Genomic DNA, 21,365 nt, shown 5'->3' with positions numbered 1-21,365 from the left:
CCGGGACGGTCGTGTGGTGTTGTGTCGTGTTGTGCCGTGTCGTCAGGTCAGGTCAGGTCGTGGCCTGGCGTGACGTCACCTCGGTCGAGGTCTCACCCCCGACGTCGTCTCCGTACGTCGTCTCGTACGTCACCTCGTACGTCATTGCGTACGCCGTCGTCTCGTGACGTACGCGGAGTCGGGGCACCCGCGCACGACATACGACCGCCCCGGCACCGAGTTGCGGTGCCGGGGCGGGTGTGTCGTGCGGGCGGGACGGTCAGGAGAAGCGGAGCGGGGTGAAGGGCACCGCCGCGGTGGGCGGGGTTGCGCCCGTCAGGTAGGCGGCCATGGCCACGGCGGTGACGGGGGCGAGCTGGACGCCCATGCGGAAGTGGCCGCCGGCCAGGTAGACGTCGGGGACGTCGGTCGGGCCGATGACCGGGAGGTCGTCGGGCGAGGCCGGGCGGAGCCCCGCGCTGATCTCGGCGAAGCGCAGGGCCTCGACGTCGGGCATGAACTCGGCGGCTCGGCGCAGGAGTTCGCTGACTCCCTGGGCGGTGACGGTCTCGTCGTAGCCGCGCTCCTCGTACGTGGCGCCGATGACGAGCTCGCCGTCCAGGCGGGGCACCAGGTAGAGGGACGAGCCCTTGGTGAGGGCGCGGGCCGTCACGTCGAGCAGCGGCGGGTCCGAGTGCAGCCGGACGATCTGGCCCTTGACGGGGCGGATCTCGGGGATGGCGTCCGGCGGGAGGCCCTCGATGTGGTGCGTCCAGCAGCCGGCGGCCAGGACGAGCCGGTCAAAGGCCACCGCGTCGCCGCCGCCGAGGACGACGGCGTGGTCCGCGACGCGCGTCACGCGGTCGCGGAGGACGGTCCCGCCCAGGGCCTGGATGGCCGTGAGCAGCGCCGCGTTCAGGACGCGCGGGTCGACGGCGCCGTCGTCGGGGGACAGCAGGCCGCCGAGGGTCGGGGCGAAGGCGGGCTGGAGGGTCCGGCACTCCTCGGGCGTGAGGCGTTCGGTGCGGATGCCGAGCGACTCCTGGAAGGACTGCTGCCGGTCGAGGGCGAGCAGGGCGTCCTCGTCGAAGGCGGCGTCGAGGACGCCGTCGCGGCGGAAGCCCGCGGGGGCGAACTCCTCGAGCTCGGCCACGAACGACGGGTACAGCTCGCGGGAGGCGAGGCAGAGCCTCAGCAGGTCCTCCTGGCCGTACAGCTGCTCATTGCCGGGCGGGAGCATGCCCGCCGAGACGTGGGACGCCTTGGTGGCGGGGGCCGGGTCGATCACCGTGACGGTGACGCCCTCGCGGACGGCGCGCCAGGCGGTGGCCAGGCCGATGACGCCACCACCGACGACAACGGTATTCACTATTCGCTCTCCTGAAGAAGTTTCCGCAGATGGGAGGCCAGGCCTGCGGGGGTCGGGTACTCGAAGACGAGGGTCGCGGGCAGTCGTAGCCCGGTGCCTGCCGACAGGCGGCGGCTGAGGTCGAGGGTGCCGATGGAGTCGAGGCCGACGGCGCCGAACTCCCGGTCGGGGTCGATCTCTTCGGGGCTTTCGTAGCTGAGGACGGCCGCCGCCGTCTCGCGGACGAACTCCAGGGCGGCCCGGTCCCGCTCGGCCTCCGGAAGGGCGGCCAGGCGGGCGCGCAGCGTGTCGGTGGTCCTGCCGGACGGCGGCGCGACCAGGTCGGCCAGGATGGCGGGGACGTCCTCGGCGCGGGCCGACTCGTTGAGGCGCACCGGGGCGAGGACGGCCTCGTCGCCCGCCAGGGCGGCGTCGAAGAGGGCCAGGCCCTGCTCGACGCCGAGCGGCGCGAAGCCGGACCGCTTGATGCGGGTGAGGTCGGTGGCGGACAGGCCGGCGCCCATGCCCTCGTCGCCCTCCCACAGGCCCCAGGCCAGGGACGTCCCGTGCAGGCCGAGGGTGCGCCGGTGGTGGGCGAGTGCGTCGAGTACGGCGTTGGCGGCGGCGTAGTTGCCCTGCCCGGAGTTGCCGACGAGGCCGGCCACGGACGAGAACAGCACGAAGAGGCAGTCCGGGTCCTGGATCAGCTCGTGCAGATGGAGCGCGGCATCGGCCTTGGGGCGCAGGACCTTCTCCAGCCTGCGCGGGGTCAGGCCCTCGACGGCGGCGTCCGCGAGCACGCCCGCGGTGTGGATGACGGCGGACGGCGCGGGCAGCTCCGCCAGGGTGCGCTCCAGCGCCGAGCGGTCGGTGACGTCGCAGGCGACGATGTCGACGCGGACGCCGAGCCCGGTGAGTTCGGCGCTCAGCTCCGCGGCCCCGGCCGCGTCCTGACCGCGGCGGCTGAGCAGCACCAGGTGCTGCACGGTGTGGCGGGTGGCCACGTGCCGCGCGACCACGCGGCCGAGGGCGCCGGTGCCGCCGGTGATCACGACGGTGCCCGTGAGGCTCGTACGCCGGGGCGGCGGCGGGCAGCGCACCAGGCGCGGCCGCAGCAGCGCGCCCTGGCGCACCGCGAGCTGCGGTTCTTCGCAGGCCGCCGCGGCGACGAGGGCGCGGCCCGAGTCCTCGGCGTCGTCGACGTCCACCAGGACGAAGCGGCCGGGGTGTTCGGACTGGACGCTGCGCAGCAGCCCCCACACGGCCGCGCCGGGCAGGTCGGACAGGTCCTCCTGGGCCCGGGCCGCGACGGCGCCGCTGCTGACGAGCAGGAGGCGGGCCGTGGCCAGGCGCGGATCGGCCGACCACTCCTGGACGAGCATGAGGGCGCGTTGCGCGGCCGAGCTCACCGGTGAGTCCTGGTCCGTGCACGACACCACGACCACGTCGGGCACGGGCGTGCCGTGGCGGAGCGCGGAGTCGAAGGCGGCGAGCGAGGGGTAGGAGTCGAAACGGCGGACGGACTTCAGCGCGCCGGTGATGCCGATGTGGTCGGTGCCGAGGAACGCCCAGCGCTGCTGGTCCGTGGCGGCCGCCGGCTGTTCGACCGCCTTCCAGGCGACGCGCAGGAGCCGGGTGCGCTGTGCCGCGGCGTCGAGCTGGTCGGCGGTGACGGAGCGGCGCAGGAGGGTGCCGACCGTGACGACCGGTTCGCCGTCGTCGCCGGTGAGTGCCAGGGAGACGCCGTCCTTGCCGGGGGCGGCGTGGACGTTGACGGCGCGGGCGCCCGCCTTGTGGAGGCGTATCCCGCGCAGCGCGTAGGGCAGGAAGGTGTTGTTGTCGCGGTCGAGGTCCGGCACCAGGGTGGCCTGGAGCGCGGCGTCGAACAGGGCCGGGTGCAGCAGGTAGCCGTCGTTGCCGCCGCCGGGTGCCTGGTCGAGTGCGGCCTCGGCGTAGACCTCGTCGCCGTGCGACCACACGGCGCGCAGCCGCCGGAAGGCGGGCCCGTACCGCAGGCCGCGGTCGGCGAGGCGGCCGTAGATGTGCTCGATGTCGACCTGTTGCGCTTCCTCGGGAAGCCCGGGCCGTTCCGTGCTGCTGGTCTCCGTGCTGCTGGTCTCCGTGGTACTGCTCTCCGAGGTACTGCTCTCCGTGGTACTGGTCTCCGTGGTACTGGTCATCGCTTCCTCCGCGGGTCCGGGACGGGTCAGTTCGCGGGCGGGTTGGTGATGGCGGCGGCGACCTCGCCGTGGCTCTCGCCGCCCGTCTCGTCCCAGTAGCGGCAGCGGGTCCGCAGCAGCACCAGGGCGTCGCGCAGGTCGTTGCCGTCCCACTCGGCGATGTCGGCGACCTCGATCTCGCCCCGGAAGTGGCGGCCCCGCATGGAGCTGCGGAAGCTGCTCCGGAAGTCGGTGATGAACACGTCCCCGAGCTGCCGGTCCCAGAACTGTTCGAGGGTCCACCGGGAGAACGGCTCGATCAGCGCTTCCTTCACGGACTTGGCGATCAGGTAGTACGACATCTGGTTGAAGCAGATGTTGAACTCGACGGCGTTGAAGTGCCCGGTGTCGTCGATGTAGCAGGACTCGGGGATCAGGAAGGTGCAGGCGGCGACGAGCCGGCCCCCGTCGCGGGGGTCGCCCTGCAGCGTGACCGTGGCCGAGGTGAGGTACTCGCAGCGCTTGGCCCGGTAGGGGGTGAGGACGCGGTGCAGCAGTTCCTCGTCGGTGTCGAAGACGCGCTGGTCGGTGTCGGCGAGCAACTGGGTCATGTCGGTTCTCCTGATCGTTGCGCGGTGCGGAGCAGTTCGGCCAGGCTCATGTGCTGGATCGCCGAGGTGCGGTCCTCGGCGTCCGCGGCCGGTGCGGGGCCCTCTTCCGGGTCCTCGTCCGGCTCGTCGAGCCCGAGTTCCGCCAGCAGGTACCGCGTGAGGACGTGCGCGGTCGGGTGGTCGAAGACGAGCGTCGCGGGCAGGCGCTCCCCGACGGCCTCGCCGAGGGCGTTGCGGAGCCGGACGGCGGCGAGGGAGTCGAAGCCCATGTCGCGGAACGACCGTTCGGGGTCGACCTCGTCGGCGTCGGCGAAGCCGAGGGTGGCGGCGACCTGCGTGCGGACGACGTCGAGCAGCGCCTGTTCCCTGCGGCCCTGGGCGAGTCCGGCGAGCCGGTCGCGCAGGCTCTCGGCGGGTTCGGGCGCCGCGGCGGCGGGGTCGACGACGCGCCGGGCCGGGCCGCGCACCAGGTCGCGCAGCACGGCGGGCACGTCGGCGCGGCGCTGCCCGGTCAGGTCGAGCCTGACGGGTGCGAGGAACGCGCGGTCGAGCCGCCCCGCGGCGTCGAGGAGCGCCAGGCCGTCGGCGGACGCGATGGGCAGGACGCCGTCGCGCCGCATCCCGGCGACGTCGGCGTCGTCGAGGGCGCCGGTCATGCCGCTCGCCTCCTGCCACAGTCCCCAGGCCAGGGACTGTGCGGGCAGGCCGTGCGCGCGCCGGTGTGCCGCGAGGCCGTCGAGGAAGGTGTTGGCGGCGGCGTAGTTGCCCTGGCCCGCGCCGCCGGTCACGCCCGCGGCGGACGAGAACAGGACGAAGGCCGTGAGGTCGTGGTCCGCGGTGAGTTCGTGCAGGTGCAGCGCCGCGTCGACCTTGGGGCGCAGCACCGCGGTCATCTTCTCCGGCGTCAGCGAGGAGATGATGCCGTCGTCGAGGACGCCCGCGGTGTGGACGACGCCGGTGAGGGCGCGGCCGGTGAGTACGGCGGCGAGGGCGTCCCGGTCCGCGGTGTCGCAGGCGGCCACCTCGACGCGGGCGCCGAGCGCGGTGAGTTCGGCGGTCAGGTCGGCGGCGCCGGGCGCTTCGGGGCCGCGGCGGCTGGTGAGCAGCAGGTCGGTGACGCCGTGGGCGGTGACCAGGTGGCGGGCGACCAGGGCGCCGAGGGTGCCGGTGCCGCCGGTGATCAGGACGGTGCCGGGGCGGTCGCCGAAGACGGTGGCGGGAGCGTCGGTCCGGTCCGCGGTGACGCGTGCCAGGCGCGGGCGGTACGGGGTGCCGGAGCGCACCGCGATCTGCGTCTCGCCCGTGGCCACCGCCTGCCCGACGTCGACCGCCGAGTCGCCGGAGTCGCCGGATTCGGCAGGGTCGGCGGCGTCGAGGTCGATGAGGACGACGCGCCCCGGGTTCTCCGTCTGGGCGCTGCGGACCAGGCCCCAGACCGCGGCCCCGGCGAGGTCGGTGACGTCCTCGCCCGCCACCGACACGGCGCCCCGCGTGACGACCGCGAGGACGGCGTCGTCGTCCTGCTCGTCCTCCAGCCAGGACCGCAGCGCGTGCAGCACCGAGGCCGTCTCGGCGTGGACCGCGTCCGCGGTCGTGCCGCCCGCACAGCGGTGCACGTGTGTGCGGGGTGCGGCATCCGTCGGCGCCGCGGGCGCCCAGACGAGCTCGAACAGGGCGTCGTGGGCGGCGTCGGCGGGCGCCGGGCCGCCGGCGGCCACCGGGCGCAGGACGAGGGACTCCACGGACGCGACGGGCCGGCCCGCGGTGTCGGTGAGGTGCAGCGCGACCTCGTCCTCGCCGAGCCGTGTCATCCGCAGCCTCAGCGCGGCGGCCCCCGATGCGTGCAGGTCGACGCCCGTCCAGGCGAACGGCAGCGTGACGTGGCGGTCGTCGGCGGCGAGCAGCGCGGTGGCGTGCAGTGCCGCGTCGAGCGCGGCCGGGTGCAGGCCGAACCGCGGGGCGTCGGCGGCGGCCCGTTCGGGCAGCGCGATGTCCGCGTACACCTCGTCGCCGCGCCGCCAGGCCGCGCGCAGCCCCTGGAACGAGGGCCCGTACGCCAGTCCTTCGGCGCCGGAGGACGGCCGGGACGGCGCGGACGGCGCGGACGGCTCAGACGGCTCAGACGGCTCGGACGGCTCGGACGGCTCGTAGAAGCCGGTGAGGTCGACCGGTTCGGCGTCCGGCGGCGGCCAGGGCGTGGCCCCGTGCGCCGGTTCCGGTCCTGCCTCGGCGAGGGTGCCCTGGGCGTGCCGCGTCCAGGCGGCGTCGACGGGTGCGTCCTCGGGCCGTGAGTGGACCGACACGGTGCGCAGGTCGGCGTCGACGACGACCTGGATCGCCACGCCGCCGCGCTCGGGGAGCACGAGCGGCGCCTGAAGGGTCAGCTCGTCCACCCGTCCCCGGCCGACCTCGTCACCGGCCCGTACGGCCAGTTCCACGAAGCCCGTCCCGGGGAACAGGACGGCGCCGCCGACGACGTGGTCGGCGAGCCACGGCTGTGCGGAGACCGACAGGCGGCCGGTGAGCAGCACTCCCCCGGCCCCGGCGACCGGCACGGCCGCGCCGAGCAGCGGGTGGTCGGCGGGCGTCTGGCCGATGCCCCGCGCGTCGCCGGTGTGCTCGGTCACCTCCAGCCAGTACCGCTTGCGCTGGAAGGGGTAGGTGGGCAGGTCGGCGTGGCGGGCTCCGGCGCCGGCGAACTGGCTGTCCCAGTCGACGGTCGCGCCGCGCACGTACGCCTCGGCGAGCGCGGTGAGGAACTGGCGCGGGCCGCCCGTGTCGCGGCGCAGCGTGCCGACGAGCGCGGCGGGCACCCCGGCCGACTCGGCGGTCTCGCCGAGACCGGCGAGCAGGCCCGGGTGGGGGCTGGACTCGACGAAGATCTCGAAGCCGTCGGCGAGGAGCGCCCGGGTCGTCTCCTCGAACCGGACGGGCTGGCGCAGGTTGGTGTACCAGTACTCGGCGTCCAGGCCCTCGGTGTCGAGGAGTCCCGCGGTGACGGTGGAGTAGAACGGCACGGACGACGTCCGCGGTGCCAGGCCGCTCAGCTCGGTGAGCAGCCGGTCGCGGATCGACTCCACGAACACCGAGTGCGACGCGTAGTCCACGGGGATGCGGCGGGCCTGCACGCCGTCGGCGCTCAGCTGGGCCCGCAGTTCGTCGAGGGCCTCCGGGTCGCCGCACACGACGACGGACGCGGGGCCGTTGACGACGGCGAGCTGGAGGCGTCCTTCCCAGTCGGCGAAACGCTCGGCGGCGCGGTCGGCGGAGAGCGCGACCGACATCATGCCGCCCTGGCCCGCCAGGTCCTGACGGATGATCCGGCTGCGCAGCGCGACGACGCGGGCGCCGTCCTCGAGCGACAGCGCGCCCGCGACACAGGCGGCGGCGATCTCGCCCTGGGAGTGGCCGACGACGGCGGCCGGTTCGACGCCCGCGGCGCGCCACGCCTCGGCGAGGGACACCATCAGCGCCCAGAGCGCGGGCTGGACGACGTCGACGGCGTCCAGGAGCGGTGCGTCGGGCGCGCCGTGCAGCACGTCGAGCAGGTTCCACTCCACGTACGGTTCGAGGGCCTTGGCGCACTCGCTGAGGCGCGCGGCGAACGCCGGTGAGTGGGCGAGGAGTTCCACGCCCATCCCCTGCCACTGCGAGCCCTGTCCGGGGAAGACGAACACGGCCCGTGAGTCGCCGCGTCGGGTGCCCTGGACGACGGCGGCGGGAGAGTTCCCCGCGACCAGCGCGTCGAGCCCGGCGAGGAGGTCCTCGCGGCCGGCGTCCACGATCACGGCCCGGTGCTCCAGGGCGGCGCGGCCGCGGGCGAGCGAGGCGGCGGCGTCCAGCTCGTCCACGTCGTGGTCGCGCAGGTGGGCGGCGACCCGTGCCGCCTGGGCGCGCAGCGCGTCGGCGGACGACGCCGACAGCGGCAGCGGCAGGACCGGGGGCCGCTGGCCCCGCGGTTCGCGCGGCTCGGGCGCGGGCGCCTCCTCGATGACGACGTGGGCGTTGGTGCCGCTGACGCCGAAGGAGGAGACGGCGGCCCGGCGCGGACGGCCGTCCACCGCCCAGTCCTTGGGCTCGGTGAGCAGTTCGACGGCGCCCTCGGTCCAGTCGATGTGCGGGGACGGGGTGTCGGCGTGCAGGGTGCGGGGCAGCGTGCCGTGCCGCATCGCCATCACCATCTTGACCACGCCCGCGACGCCCGCGGCGGCCTGGGTGTGGCCGACGTTGGACTTGATCGACCCGAGCCACAGCGGCTCGCCGTCCGCGCGCTCCTGCCCGTACGTGGCCATCAGCGCCTGGGCCTCGATGGGGTCGCCGAGGGTGGTGCCGGTGCCGTGGCCCTCGACCGCGTCGATGTCGGCGAGGGTGAGGCCCGCGGCGGCCACGGCCTGCCGGATCACCCGCTGCTGGGCGGGGCCGTTGGGCGCGGACAGCCCGTTGGACGCGCCGTCCTGGTTGATGGCCGAGCCGCGGATCACGGCGAGCACCGGGTGCCCGGCGCGGCGCGCGTCCGACAGTCGCTCCAGGAGCACGAGGCCCGCGCCCTCGCCCCAGCCGGTGCCGTCGGCGCCGGCGCCGTACGCCTTGCAGCGGCCGTCGGGGGCCAGGCCCTTCTGCAGGCTCATGCCGACGAACGTCTCGGGCGTGGCCATCACGGTGACGCCGCCGGCCAGGGCGAGGGTGCACTCGCCCTGCCGCAGCGCCTGCGCGGCCCAGTGCATCGCCACCAGGGACGAGGAGCAGGCGGTGTCGATGGTGACCGCCGGGCCCTGGAGGCCGAGGGTGTACGAGACGCGGCCGGACGCGACGCTGCCGAGGCCGCCGCCCGCGGTGAAGCCCGCGATGTCCTCGGCGACGGCGCCGGGGCGGGACGAGCGCGCCGCCCAGTCGTGGTACATGAGCCCGGCGAACACGCCGGTGGGGCTGCCCTTGAGGGAGAGCGGGTCGATGCCGCCGCGCTCGATGGCCTCCCAGGCGACTTCGAGGAGGAGGCGCTGCTGCGGGTCCATCGCCTGCGCTTCCTTCGGGCTGATGCCGAAGAAGGCGGGGTCGAAGTCGGCGGCGTCGTAGAGGAAGCCGCCTTCGCGCGTGTAGGTGGTGCCGTGCTTCCCGGGCTCGGGGTCGTAGATCTCCTCGGTGTGCCAGCCCCGGTCGTCGGGGAAGGCGCTGATCGCGTCGGTGCCGTCGGCGACCAGGCGCCACAGGTCCTCGGGAGAGGTGACGCCGCCGGGGTAGCGGCAGGCCATCGCCACGATGGCGATGGGCTCGTCGGCCGTGGCGCGGACGGGGGCCCGTGGCGCGGACGCGGCGGGCGTGGCGCCCCGCACCTTGTCGAGCACGTGCTCGGCGAGGGCCTGCGGCGTCGGGTGGTCGAAGACCAGGGTGGAGGTGAGCCGGAGCCCGGTGGCCGCGCCGAGCGCGTTGCGGAGCTCGACGGCGGCCAGGGAGTCGAAGCCCAGCTCGGTGAAGGCGCGGCGGGCGTCGATCGCGGTGCCGCTCCCGTGGCCGAGTACGGCGGCGATCTGGGCGCGGACCAGGTCGAGGACGATCCGTTCGCGTTCGGCGTCCGGCTTCCCGGCGAGCCGGTCGGCGAGGGCGCCGCCGGGTCCCGCGGCGGTCGTGGCGGCGGCGGGCCGGCGTGCGGGCGCGCGGACCAGGCCGCGCAGCATCGGCGGTACGCCGTCGGGGCGGGCCCGCAGGGCGGAGGCGTCCAGGCGCAGGGGTATGAGGGCCGGTTCGCCGGTGGTGAGGGCCTCGTCGAGCAGGGCGAGGTTCTCGTCGGCGCCGAGCGCGGGGAACCCGGAGCGCTCGGCGCGGCGGAGAGTCACCTCGTCCAGGCGGGCGCCCATCCCTGCGTCGCCCGCCCACAGGTTCCAGGCCAGGGACGTCGCGGGGAGGCCCTGGGCGGCGCGGTGCCCGGCGAGCGCGTCGAGGAAGGCGTTGGCGGCGGCGTAGTTGCCCTGCCCCGCCGATCCCATGGGCGCGGCGGCGGACGAGAACAGCACGAACGCGGCGAGCGGCAGTTCGCGCGTCAGCTCGTGCAGGTGCCAGGCGCCGTCCGCCTTGCCGTGGAAGACGGTGCCGACCTGCTCGGGCGTGAGTGAGGCGGCGAGGCCGTCGTCGATGACACCGGCGCTGTGGACGACGGCCGTCAGCGGGTGCGCGTCGGGGATCGCGTCGAGGAGGGCCGCCAGGGCGGCGCGGTCGGCGATGTCGCAGGCGGCGACCGTCGCTTCGGCGCCCAACTCGCCGAGCTCTGCGGCTAGTTCGGCCGCGCCGGGGCTGTCCGGGCCGCGGCGCCCGGTGAGCAGCAGGTGCTTGACGCCGTGCCGGCGGACGAGGTGCCGGGCGACCAGGCCGCCGAGGCCGCCGGTGCCGCCGGTGATGAGGACCGTGCCGTCGGGATCCCACGCGACGGGTCGCGGGGTGTCCGACTGGGGACTGTCCTGTTGGGAGGCGTCCGGCTGGGAGGCGTCCGACCGGTCAGCGTCCGACTGCGGCGTGCGGGCCAGGCGCGGCACCAGCACCGTGCCGTCGCGCAGGGCCAGTTGGGGCTCGCCGGAGGCCAGGGCGGCGCGCAGCTCCTCCTCGGGGACGTCGCGGTCCGTGTCGAGGAGGAAGAACCGCCCCGGGTTCTCGGCCTGTGCGGAGCGCACCAGGGCAAGCAGGGGCGCGAGCGCCAGGTCGTCGACCGCGTCGCGGGTGACGAGCGCGAGGCGCGTGTCGTCCCGCAGCGCGTCCCGGATCAGCTCAAGGGCGTGCAGCGTCGCCGCCCGCGCCGCCTCGACGGGGGCGCCGGGGAAGCTCGCCGGGACGTGGGCGAGACGGCACTCCGCCGCCGCGGTGTCCGGCTGCGACGGCGCCTGGAGCGCGGTCCATTCGACGCGCAGCAGGGAGCCGGACCGCCGTACGCCGTCGACCGGCACGGGCCGCTGGACGAGGGAGCGGACGGTGGCGACCGGCGCCCCCGCGGCGTCGGCCAGGGCGACCGAGACCTCGTCGGGGGCCGTCTGCACCACGTGGACGCGCAGCGCCGTGGCGCCCGCGGCGTGCAGTTCGACGCCGACCCACGCGAACGGGAGCCGCACCTGGCCGTCGTCCTCGGGTCCTTCGCAGGCGTGCATCGCGGCGTCGAGCAGCGCCGGGTGCAGCCCGAACCGGTCGGCGCCCGCCTCGTCGGTGGCGACCTCCGCGAACACCTCGCCCCCGCGCCGCCAGGCAGCGCGCACGCGGCGGAACGCGGGTCCGTAGCCGTACCCCTGCGCGGCGTGGCGCTCGTAGAGGCCGTCCACGTCGACCGGTTCGGCGTCGGCGGGCGGCCACTGCGCGAACGCGTCGGTACCGGCCGCCGGTCCCTCGCCGTGCTCGGCGAGGACGCCGCTGGCGTGGCGGGTCCAGTTCTCCTCGCTGCCCGCGGGGCGCGAGTAGATCTCCACGGTGCGGCGGCCCGTCGGGTCGGGGGCGCCGACGACGGCCTGGACCTCCGCACCGGCGTCCGCGGTGAGCGCGAGCGGCGTCTCCAGGGTGAGCTCGTCCACCGCGGCGCAGCCCGCCTCGTCCCCGGCGCGCACGGCGAGTTCGACCAGGGCGGCACCGGGTACGAGGACGACGCCCGCGATGACGTGGTCGGCGAGCCACGGCTGCGACCGGGTGGACAGGCGGCCCGTCAGGACGATGCCGTCGGCGCCCGCGAGGCTGACGGCGGTGTCGAGGAGCGGGTGCCCGATCGTGTCGGGACGGCTCCCGGCGTCCAGCCAGTACCGCTTGCGCTGGAAGGCGTAGGTGGGCAGCTCGACGCGGTGTGCGCCCCGCCCGGCGAAGAAGCGGTCCCAGTCGACGGCGACGCCGTGGGCGTGGGCCAGGCCGAGAGCGGTGACGACGTGCCACTCCTCGTCGTGTCCGTCGCGCAGCAACGCCACGAACGCGCTGTCGGAACCCTCACCGTCGTCGCCGTCGAGGCAGTCGCGCCCCATCGCCGACAGGACGGGGTCGGGCCCCAGTTCCAGGTACGTGGTGACGCCCTGGGCCGCGAGTTCGCGCATGCCGTCGGCGAAGCGCACCGGCTCGCGGACGTGCCGTACCCAGTAGTCGGCGTCGAAGTCGGTGACGGGCTCGCCGGTCAGGTTGGACACCACGGGGATGCGCGCGGGCGCGTACGTCAGGGTCTCGGCGACGCGGCGGAAGTCGTCGAGCATCGGGTCCATGAGCGGCGAGTGGAACGCGTGCGACACGCGAAGGCGCCGCGTCTTGCGCCCCTGCTCGGTGAAGCGGGCCGCGACGGCCAGGACGGCGTCGGTCTCGCCGGAAAGGACGACCGCCGACGGGCCGTTGACGGCGGCGAGGCTGACGCGCTCGGTCAGGTACGGGACGACCTCCGCCTCCGCCGCCTGGACGGCGACCATCGCGCCGCCCGCGGGCAGCTCCTGCATCAGGGTGCCGCGCGCCCCGACAAGCAGGGCGGCGTCGGCCAGGGTCAGGACGCCGGCGGCGTGCGCGGCGGCGATCTCGCCGATGGAGTGCCCGGCGACCAGGCCGGGCGTGACGCCCCACGACTCCAGGAGCCGGAACAGGGCGGTCTCGACGGCGAACAGCGCGGCCTGCGCGTACCGGGTCTGGTGCAGCAGCTCCGCCTGCGGCGTGCCGGGGTCGGCGAACAGCACGTCGCCCAGGGGCTCGTCGAGGTGGAGGTCGAGGTGGTCGGCGGCCTCCTGGAGCGCCTGCGCGAACACCGGGAAGGCGCGCACCAGTTCGCGGCACATGCCCGGGCGCTGGCTGCCCTGGCCGGTGAACAGGAACGCCGTGCGGCCCGTCGCCAGGGTCGTCCCGGTGACGAGGCCGGGCGCGGTCGTGCCCTCGGCGAGGGCGGTCAGGGCGGCGCGCAGCTCGTCGCGGTCGGCGGCGACGACGGCGGCCCGGTCGCGCAGGTGGGCGCGGGTGGTGGCGGCCGCGTACGCGAGGTCGAGCGGCGTGGTGTCGTCCACGTACGCCAGCAGACGCCCGGCCTGGGCGCGCAAAGCGTCTTCTCCCTGGGCTGAAAGGACGACGGGAACAGGAGCGCCCCGAAGGGGCGCGAGGAACTGCGCGCCCGGCCCAGACGGCGCCGCGGACGAACGACGGCGCGTCTCGTCATCAGATCCGGCGGAACGCCCACCCGCCGGCGGCTCTTCAATAATGACGTGAGCATTGGTGCCACTCGCACCGAACGAGGACACACCCGCGCGGCGAGGCGCACCGGCGCCCTCCCACGGCACCGGCTCCGTAAGGAGCCGCACGGTGCCGTCCGACCAGTCGACGTGCGGGGTCGGCTCGTCGACGTGCAGGGTCCGCGGCAGCGTACGGTGCCGCAGCGCCTGCACCATCTTGATGATCCCGGCGGCGCCCGCCGCGGCGCCCGTGTGCCCGATGTTGGACTTCACCGACCCCAGCCACAGGGGCTTCTCGGGTGCGCGGCCGCGCCCGTACGCGGCGACCAGGGCCTGGCCCTCGATGGGGTCGCCGAGCGTGGTGCCGGTGCCGTGCGCCTCGACGGCGTCGACCTCGTCGGGGGTGAGGCCCGCGTCGGCGAGCGCCCGGCGGATGACGCGCTGCTGGGCCAGGCCGTTGGGCGCGGTGAGGCCGTTGCTCGCGCCGTCCTGGTTGATGGCGCTGCCACGGACCACGGCGAGGACCTGGTGGCCTTCGCGCAGCGCGTCCGTGAGCCGGGTCAGGACGAACACGCCCGCGCCCTCGGCGAAGCAGGTGCCGTCGGCGGCCGCGGCGAACGCCTTGATCCGGCCGTCGGGGGCCAGACCCCGTTGGCGGCTGAACGTGGTGAACGTGCCGGGGCTGGACATCACGGTGACGCCGCCCGCGAGCGCGAGGCCGCACTCCCCGCGCTGCAGCGACCGCACCGCCAGGTGGAGGGCGGTGAGCGAGCCGGAGCAGGCGGTGTCGACGGTGAGCGTGGGCCCTTCGAGGCCGAGCGTGTAGGCGACGCGGCCGGAGACGACGCTGGGCAGGTTGCCGCCCATGACGTAGCCGTCGAGGCCGTCGGGGGCCTCGTGCGTACGGGGCCCGTACTCGTGCGGCTCCACGCCGATGAACACGCCCGACGGCGTGCCGCGCAGCCGGCCCGGGTCGATGCCCGCGCGTTCGAGCGCCTCCCAGCTGGTCTCCAGGAGCAGCCGCTGCTGGGGGTCCATGGCCATGGCTTCTTTGGGGTTGATCTGGAAGAAGTCGGCGTCGAAGTCGGCGGCGTCCGGCAGGAATCCGCCGCGCCGCACATAGCTGCTCCCGGTGGCGGCCGGGTCCGGGTCGTACAGGCGGTCCAGGTCCCAGCCCCGGTCGGCGGGGAAGTCGGTGAGCACGTGCGTGCCGTCGGCGAGCAGGCGCCACAGGTCCTCGGGCGAGGTGACTCCGCCGGGGAAGCGGCAGCCGATCCCGACGATCGCGATCGGCTCGTCGGACTCCGCGCGCGCGGTGGGCGCGGCGGCGTCGGCTCCCGCCGTGTCGACGGTGCCGTCCACCACGTCCGCCAGGTGGCGGGCCAGGGCGGCCGGTGTCGGGTGGTCGAAGCCGATGGTGACGGGCAGCTCGACGCCCAACTCGGCGGTGAGCCGCCGGTGCAGGTGGACCAGGCCCAGTGAGTCCAGGCCCACCGCCAGGAACGGGCGGTCGGCGGCGACGTCGGCGGCCGCGTCCCCGTAGGCGTCGGGATCGGCGGCGCGCAGCACGGCAGCGGCCTGCGCGAGCACCAGTTCCAGCATCGCGGCCGTTGACTGCTCGGTCATGTGCGTACTCCGCAACGAAGAAGAGGCCTGGCGGCCAGAAGAGGAGGCCTGGAGGCCATGGGGATGGTCAGGACGCCGCGAGGGCGGTGAGGACGGCGCGGTCGACCTTGCCGTTGACGGTCAGCTTGAATTCGTCCACCACGTGCAGGCGGCGGGGAACCATGTAGCCGGGCAGCGCGGTGCGGCAGAACGCGATGACTTCCTTGGCGTCCGGCTCGGGCGCGTCCGGGGCGCGGGTGACGAAGACGTGCAGCTGCGGGTCGTCGTCCACGCGCGGCAGCAGCAGCGCCACGGCGCCGCTGATGCCGGGGAACCGGCTGACGCGGCGCTCCACTTCGCCCAGCTCGACGCGGTTGCCGCGGATCTGCACCTGGGAGTCGGCGCGGTCGTGGAAGTACAGCTCGCCGTCGGATCCCATGGACGCCAGGTCGCCGGTCTTGAAGAGCAGCTGCCCCGACCTCGGTTCGAGCGGGTCGGGGACGAGGACGGCGCGGGTGGCCTCCGGGTCGCCCCAGTAGCCGGAGAACAGCGAGGGCGTGCGCAGGTGGATCTCGCCGAGCACGCCGGGCTCCGTCACCGGGCGGCCTTCGGGCCCGACGAGCAGCATCTCCGCGCCCGCGACCGCGTAGCCGATCGACAGGCGTTCGGTCCCGGGCGGCAGCGGGTTGGGCACCTCGGTGATGGACGCGGCCATCGTCTCGGTGGCGCCGTAGCCGTTGACGAAGTGGGCCTTCGGCAGCAGCTCCTGAAGGCGCCGCAGCTCGTCGAGCGGGAAGTTCTCGCCCGAGGTGAGGATGCGGCGCAGGGCGCCGTCCTGCGCGAGTTCGGCCAGCAGGTCGGGCTCGTGCCGCAGCACCGGGCGCCAGATCGAGGGGACGCCGTCGACCTGGGTCACCCCGGTCTCGCGCAGGAACGTCAGGAAGCGGCGGGGCCAGTTGAGCCGGTCGCGCGGCACGGGCACGAGCGCGGCGCCGTGGCTGAGGGCGAACCCGATGTCGAACAGGGCGAAGTCGAACTGCAGCGGCGAGGTGCCCGCCACCCGGTCGTCGGCGGTGATGAGCCCCTCGGCCTGCGCGCCGCGCAGGAACGCGAGGACGCCGCGGTGGCTCATGACCACGCCCTTGGGCCGGCCCGTGGTGCCCGAAGTGAAGGTGATGTACGCGGTGTCGAGGGGCGTCACCGTGCGGCGGCGGCGCACGCGCGGCGCGGGCGCCCGTTCCACGGTGAGGCCGTCGGGGCCGAACCGGGCGGTGCCGACGCTCTCGGGGATGCCGGTCCGCCGGCCGTGCCCGGACTGGACGTACAGCGCGGGCTCGGCGCTCTCGATGATCGTCAAGAGCCGTTCGTCCGGGGCCTCGGGGCTGGCCGGGACGAACGGCAGTCCAAGGGTGGCGCAGGCCAGGAGCGTCGCCACCGCGTCGGCGTCGGTGTCGGACTCCAGGATGACGCGGTCGCCCACGTCGAGGCCGAGCGCGTCGAGGGCGGCCGCGCAGCGGTCGGTGCGCCGCTCGAGCTCGCCGTACGTGATCGTCTCGATGCCGCCGTCCGCCGCCGCCTGGACGACCGCGGGCCGGTCGGGCGTGCTGCGGGCGGCGGCCAGCAGGTACGTCCGCAGGTTGTCCACCGATGCGTGCGCCCGAGCCGGACGCGCTCCATTCGGGCTCATGCGCCACCCTTCCCTATTCGGCTTTCCCAGCCAATGCCAGGTCGTTTCTAACAGGGTGCTTTTACCGCTCACAAGAACTTCCGGACGACGACCCCTGAACTAGGGGGCACTAGGGGTTATGCCGGTACGGGGGCCCCACAAGACTGACCAGAAACAGTAGGGTCGATCTTTTCGGCTGCCCCGGCGCGGCCCGGCACCTCAGGTCCGCGGAACACCTCATGGCCGCGAAAGCGGAACACCTCATGGTTGCGAATAAGGGAGAACGAGAATATGTCGGCGATTGTCTTTCCCGGAATCGGCCCGACGCCGTTCGCCGACCTGGCGCGGTTCCTGGTGGTCCACCCGGTGGCGCGCCGGTTCGTGGCCGAGGCGGACCGGGCCCTTGGCTACTCCCTGATCGACCGGTGCCGGGAGACCGAGGCACGGAGCGACCAGGGCGCGTTCCCCGAGCCGATGCGGCTCGCCTTCCTGGTCTCCTACCTGGCGCTCGCCGAGTACGCGGTCACCGAGCACGAGGTGGAGCCGGTCGCGTGCGCCGGCGCCAGCTTCGGCGGCATTCCGGCGGCCGTGCGGTCCGGGGCGCTGCCCTTCTCCGAGGCCGTGACGATGGCCGCCGCGTGGGGCCGGCGCGTGGACGCCTACTTCGCCCGCGAGCACGGTGACATCGTCGCCCAGTCCTTCGCCCGCGTTCCGCCCGAGCGGCTCGCCGAGATCCGTGCCGAACTCGACGCCCGCGGCGAGTGGAACGAGGTGGCCTGCCAGGTCGACCACGACTTCCACATGCTGTCGGTGCGCGAGACCGCCGTGGAGTGGCTGCAGCGGCGGCTCCGGGCGGCGGGCGGACTGCCCCTGTACGTGATGCGGCCGCCGATGCACTCGACGCTGTTCGGCGCGCTGCGGGAGGAGATCGCGGCCGAGGTCGCCGCGGGCGTCGCGTTCTCCGACCCCGACGTCGTCGTGGTGTCCGACCACGACGGTTCCCTGGTGCGCACGGCGGACGGGGTGCGGACGATGCTCCTCGACGCCGTGACGCGCCCGGTGCGGTGGCCCGCGGTGGCCGAGACCCTGACGGGGCTCGGCGTCGAGCGGGTGTACGTCCCCGGGCAGGACGCGCTGTGGGGCCGGGTGGACGTCATGACCCAGGCGTTCGAGGTGGTCGCGGTGCGGCCGGACACGGCCATGCGACCGCGCCGGCGCAGCGCGATCGCATAGCGGGGCAGTGAGCGGGAATCGGGTCAGCGCATGTCCGTCAGGGTCTTCCAGAGCGTCCCGGGGGTGGCGAAGTTGTCGAGAGCGAGGGCGTCGTCGACGAAACGGACGCCGTACGTGCTCTCCAGCGAGGACAGCAGCGCGACCATTCCCATGGAATCCAAACCATGATCACTCAGGCTCAGGTCGACGGTTATCGCGTCCTCCGGTTCGAGCAGCGGAAGGTGTTTCCTGAGAAGTTGCTCGAAGGGCTCGTCCCACATGGCGCACTCCCGTATTCAGCAGCGTTCAACGAATAGTCGACGTCGTCGCCAACCTAAAACGCACGGCTGGCGGATCGGCACCCCTATCCACCCCTTTTCTCTCCGCGGAGGAAGGAAAGATGATCGAGACCCCCTCCCTGGGCCACGGCCTGCACGAGCGGTTCCTGCACGGCCTCGCGCTGTCACCCACCCGGACGGCGGTCCGCGTCGACGCCGAGAGCCTGACGTACGAGGAGGTGCACGAGGCGGCGCTGCGCCGGGCCGGGGCGCTCCTGTCGCGGTCCCCGCAGGGTCCCGGCGCCGTCGCCGTCCTCGCGGACAAGAGCCCCACCGCGTACGTCGGGATCCTGGCGGCGCTGTACGCGGGCGCCGCCGTCGTACCGCTCAACCCGCACTTCCCCGCCGAGCGCACCCGCCGCATGCTCACCGCCGCGGACGTCCACACCGTCATCGCCGACCCGGCCGGCCGTGCCGCGCTCGCGCGGGCCGAGCTCGGCCTGCCCGTCCTCGACGAGGCCGCGCCCGCCCCCGCGCTCGACGCGCCGGTGGCCGTCCAGCCCTCCGACGTCGCCTACGTCCTGTTCACCTCCGGTTCGACGGGCCGCCCCAAGGGCGTGCCGATCACGCACGGGGCCAACGACCACTACTTCCACCTCCTCGACCGGCGCTACGACTTCGGCCCCGACGACGTGTTCTGCCAGAACGTCGGCCTCAGCTTCGACTGCGCGATGTTCGAGCTGTTCTGCGCCTGGGGCCACGGCGCCCAGCTGCACTCCGTTCCCGCGACGGCCCACCGGGACCTGCCCGCCTTCCTCGCCGAGCGGCGGATGACGGTGTGGTTCTCCACGCCGAGCGGCATCGCATTCATCCGGAACATGGGCGGTCTGACGCCGGGGTCGATGCCCACGCTGCGGTGGAGCTTCTTCGCGGGCGAGGCGCTGCTGTGCGAGGACGCCGCCGCCTGGGCGGCCGCCGCGCCCGGATCGATCATCGAGAACCTGTACGGGCCCACCGAGTTGACCGTCACCATCACCGGTCACCGCTGGTCGCCCGAGACCTCCCAGGCCCGCGCGGTCAACGGCGTCGTCCCGATCGGCCGGGTGCACCCCGGCCACGACCACCTCCTGCTCGACCTGGACTCCGACAAGGACGGCCACGCCGAGTCGCCGACCGAGGGCGAACTGTGCGTCTCCGGGCCGCAGATGACGCCCGGCTACCTCGACGCCGAGGACGACCGGGGCCGCTTCCTGGAGCGCGACGGCCGCCGCTGGTACCGCACGGGCGACCGGGTGCGGCGCCTGGACGACGGCGAGCTGGTGTACCTCGGCCGCATGGACGCCCAGGTCCAGATCCAGGGCTTCCGGGTCGAACTGGCCGAGGTCGACCACGTCGTCCGGAGTTGCGAGGGCATCCACAACGCGGCCACCGTGACCCGCACCGCACCCGACGGCGGGCTCGAACTCGTCCTCTACTACACCGGCGACCGCGTCCCGCCCGCGACGCTGCGCCGCGAGCTCTCCGCCCACCTGCCCGCCGCCATGGTGCCCAAGGCGTTCCACCACGTGACGGAGTTCCCCCTGAACGCCCATCACAAGGTCGACCGGGCCCGCCTCGCCCGCGAGGCCGCCGCCGCGGCGGACGGCCGTTCCTAGGCCGTGTCCGACCCGTCGGACACGGCCCTGGCCGGGGCTCCGCCCGCCGCGCACGAGCGCCGGCGCACGACGTACACAGATCTGGAGTCGAGACCATGAGCCAGGACCGCGCGAGCCTGAAGGACTGGGTCGGCCTCGCCGTCCTCGTCCTCCCGGTCCTTCTGATGTCGATGGACATGACCGTGCTGTACTTCGCGCTGCCGTTCCTCAGCGCGTCCCTGGAGCCGACCGCCACGCAGCAGCTGTGGATCGTGGACATCTACGCGTTCATGCTCGCCGGACTGCTCATCACCATGGGAACCCTCGGCGACCGCATCGGCCGCCGGCTCCTGCTGATGCTCGGGGCGGCCGTGTTCGGCGCCTCGTCCCTGGCCGCCGCCTACGCCGGCAGCTCCGAGCTGCTGATCGTCGCCCGCGCCGTCCTCGGCATCTCCGGAGCCGTGCTCGCGCCGTCCACGCTCGCGCTGATCCGCAACATGTTCCGCGACCCCGGCCAGCGCCGTGCCGCCATCGCGGTGTGGACGGTCGGCCTGTCCGGCGGCGCCGCCTTGGGGCCGATCGTGTCGGGGCTGCTCCTGGAGAAGTTCTGGTGGGGCTCGATCTTCCTGGTCAACGTCCCGGTCACGGCCCTGATCCTGGTCCTCGGGCCCCGGCTCCTGCCGGAGTACCGCGCCCCGAATCCGGGCCGCTTCGACATCCTCGGCGCGGCGCTGTTCCTGGGCGCCGTGATCCCGGCCATCTACGGCATCAAGGAGCTCGCCGACGACGGCTTCGCCTGGACGTACGCGGCCTCCACGGCCGCCGGGGTCGTCGTCGGCGTCCTGTTCGTCCTGCGCCAGCGCTCGGCCCCGAGCCCGCTGATCGACCTCGGCCTGTTCCGGGACCGGGGGTTCAGCGCGTCCGTCGGCGTCAACCTGGTGGCGCTGTTCGCGATGGTGGGCTTCCTGCTGTTCGCCACGCAGTGGATCCAACTGGTGCACGGGCTCAGCCCGTTGGAGGCCGGGCTGTGGACGCTGCCCGCGCCGCTTGCGGTCGCGGTGTCGTCGTCGGTCACCGCCGCGCTGTCCAAGACCGTCCGTCCCGGCCACCTCATCGCCGTCGGCCTGGTCGTGGCGGCGGCGGGCTTCGCCGTCATGACCCAGCTGCGCACCGACTCCGGCCTGGCCACCGCGGTGATCGGCTCGTCCGTCCTGTCGGCGGGGGTGGGCCTCGCGATGCCCCTGACCGCCGACCTGATCGTCTCCGCGGCCCCGCCGGAGAGCGTGGGCGCGGCCGCGGCGCTGCCGGAGACCAGCAACCAGCTCGGCGGGGCGCTGGGCGTGGCGATCCTCGGCAGCATCGGTTCCGCCTTCTACACCCGCGACGTCACCGACGCGACGCGCGGACTCCCGCCGGAGGCGGCCAAGGCCGCGGAGGGTTCGCTCGGCGGCGCGACGGAAGTGGCCAGGCACCTGCCGCCCGACACCGCGAAGCCGCTGCTGGGCACCGCGGAGGAGGCGTTCACCCGCGGCATGAACATCGCCGCCTTCGTGGGCGGCGGCCTCATGCTGGCGGGCGCCGCCGGCGCCGCAGTGCTCATGCGGCACATCAGGCCCGCCACCGCCGCCGCACCGGCACCGGCACCGGGGGACGCCAAGGAGCCCGAGCCGGCCCCCGCTCCGAGCCCCGAATAGGGCCGACGCTCCCCGCACATGACGAGGAGAGGC

General features: G+C 74.5%; 9 protein-coding genes. 3 read left to right on the top strand and 6 right to left on the bottom strand.

What is annotated here, in order from left to right:
* Positions 1-259 precede the first annotated feature (259 nt).
* From thiO to ACFWZ5_RS33815, 5 genes are all read right to left on the bottom strand, one after another.
* Complete coding sequence (gene thiO / locus ACFWZ5_RS33835; protein WP_384803606.1) at positions 260-1,348, bottom strand: glycine oxidase ThiO; 1,089 nt, start codon at positions 1,346-1,348, stop codon at positions 260-262.
* Positions 1,348-3,507, bottom strand: a complete 2,160-nt coding sequence (locus ACFWZ5_RS33830) for a type I polyketide synthase (protein ID WP_384803609.1) — start codon at positions 3,505-3,507, stop codon at positions 1,348-1,350. The genes thiO and ACFWZ5_RS33830 overlap by 1 nt, the downstream gene beginning before the upstream one ends.
* A 26-nt stretch (positions 3,508-3,533) precedes the next feature.
* Positions 3,534-4,097 (bottom strand): FcoT family thioesterase, encoded by a 564-nt coding sequence (locus ACFWZ5_RS33825; RefSeq protein WP_384803612.1) that lies wholly within the window; start codon positions 4,095-4,097, stop codon positions 3,534-3,536.
* On the bottom strand, positions 4,094-14,833 hold the full coding sequence (locus tag ACFWZ5_RS33820) for an SDR family NAD(P)-dependent oxidoreductase (RefSeq protein WP_384891693.1): 10,740 nt from the start codon (positions 14,831-14,833) through the stop codon (positions 4,094-4,096). The genes ACFWZ5_RS33825 and ACFWZ5_RS33820 overlap by 4 nt, the downstream gene beginning before the upstream one ends.
* Positions 14,834-14,936: 103 nt before the next feature.
* On the bottom strand, positions 14,937-16,535 hold the full coding sequence (locus ACFWZ5_RS33815; protein WP_384803467.1) for an AMP-binding protein: 1,599 nt from the start codon (positions 16,533-16,535) through the stop codon (positions 14,937-14,939).
* Between the two features lie 270 nt (positions 16,536-16,805).
* Between ACFWZ5_RS33815 and ACFWZ5_RS33810 the strand changes: the two genes are divergently transcribed.
* Complete coding sequence (locus ACFWZ5_RS33810) at positions 16,806-17,747, top strand: ACP S-malonyltransferase (RefSeq protein WP_384803464.1); 942 nt, start codon at positions 16,806-16,808, stop codon at positions 17,745-17,747.
* Between the two features lie 23 nt (positions 17,748-17,770).
* Here the strand turns inward: ACFWZ5_RS33810 and ACFWZ5_RS33805 are convergent, their stop codons facing one another.
* On the bottom strand, positions 17,771-18,007 hold the full coding sequence (locus ACFWZ5_RS33805; protein WP_384803461.1) for an acyl carrier protein: 237 nt from the start codon (positions 18,005-18,007) through the stop codon (positions 17,771-17,773).
* A 119-nt stretch (positions 18,008-18,126) separates the two neighbouring features.
* On the opposite strand from ACFWZ5_RS33805, the gene ACFWZ5_RS33800 reads away from it, so the two are divergent.
* Positions 18,127-19,659 (top strand): amino acid adenylation domain-containing protein, encoded by a 1,533-nt coding sequence (locus ACFWZ5_RS33800; protein WP_384803458.1) that lies wholly within the window; start codon positions 18,127-18,129, stop codon positions 19,657-19,659.
* Positions 19,660-19,754: 95 nt separating this feature from the next.
* On the top strand, positions 19,755-21,332 hold the full coding sequence (locus ACFWZ5_RS33795; protein ID WP_384891687.1) for an MFS transporter: 1,578 nt from the start codon (positions 19,755-19,757) through the stop codon (positions 21,330-21,332).
* The last annotated feature ends 33 nt before the right edge of the window (positions 21,333-21,365 follow it).

The organism is Streptomyces sp. NPDC059003, from assembly GCF_042740445.1.
Lineage (GTDB): Bacteria > Actinomycetota > Actinomycetes > Streptomycetales > Streptomycetaceae > Streptomyces.
This window is presented reverse-complemented; position numbering and strand designations above follow the sequence as displayed.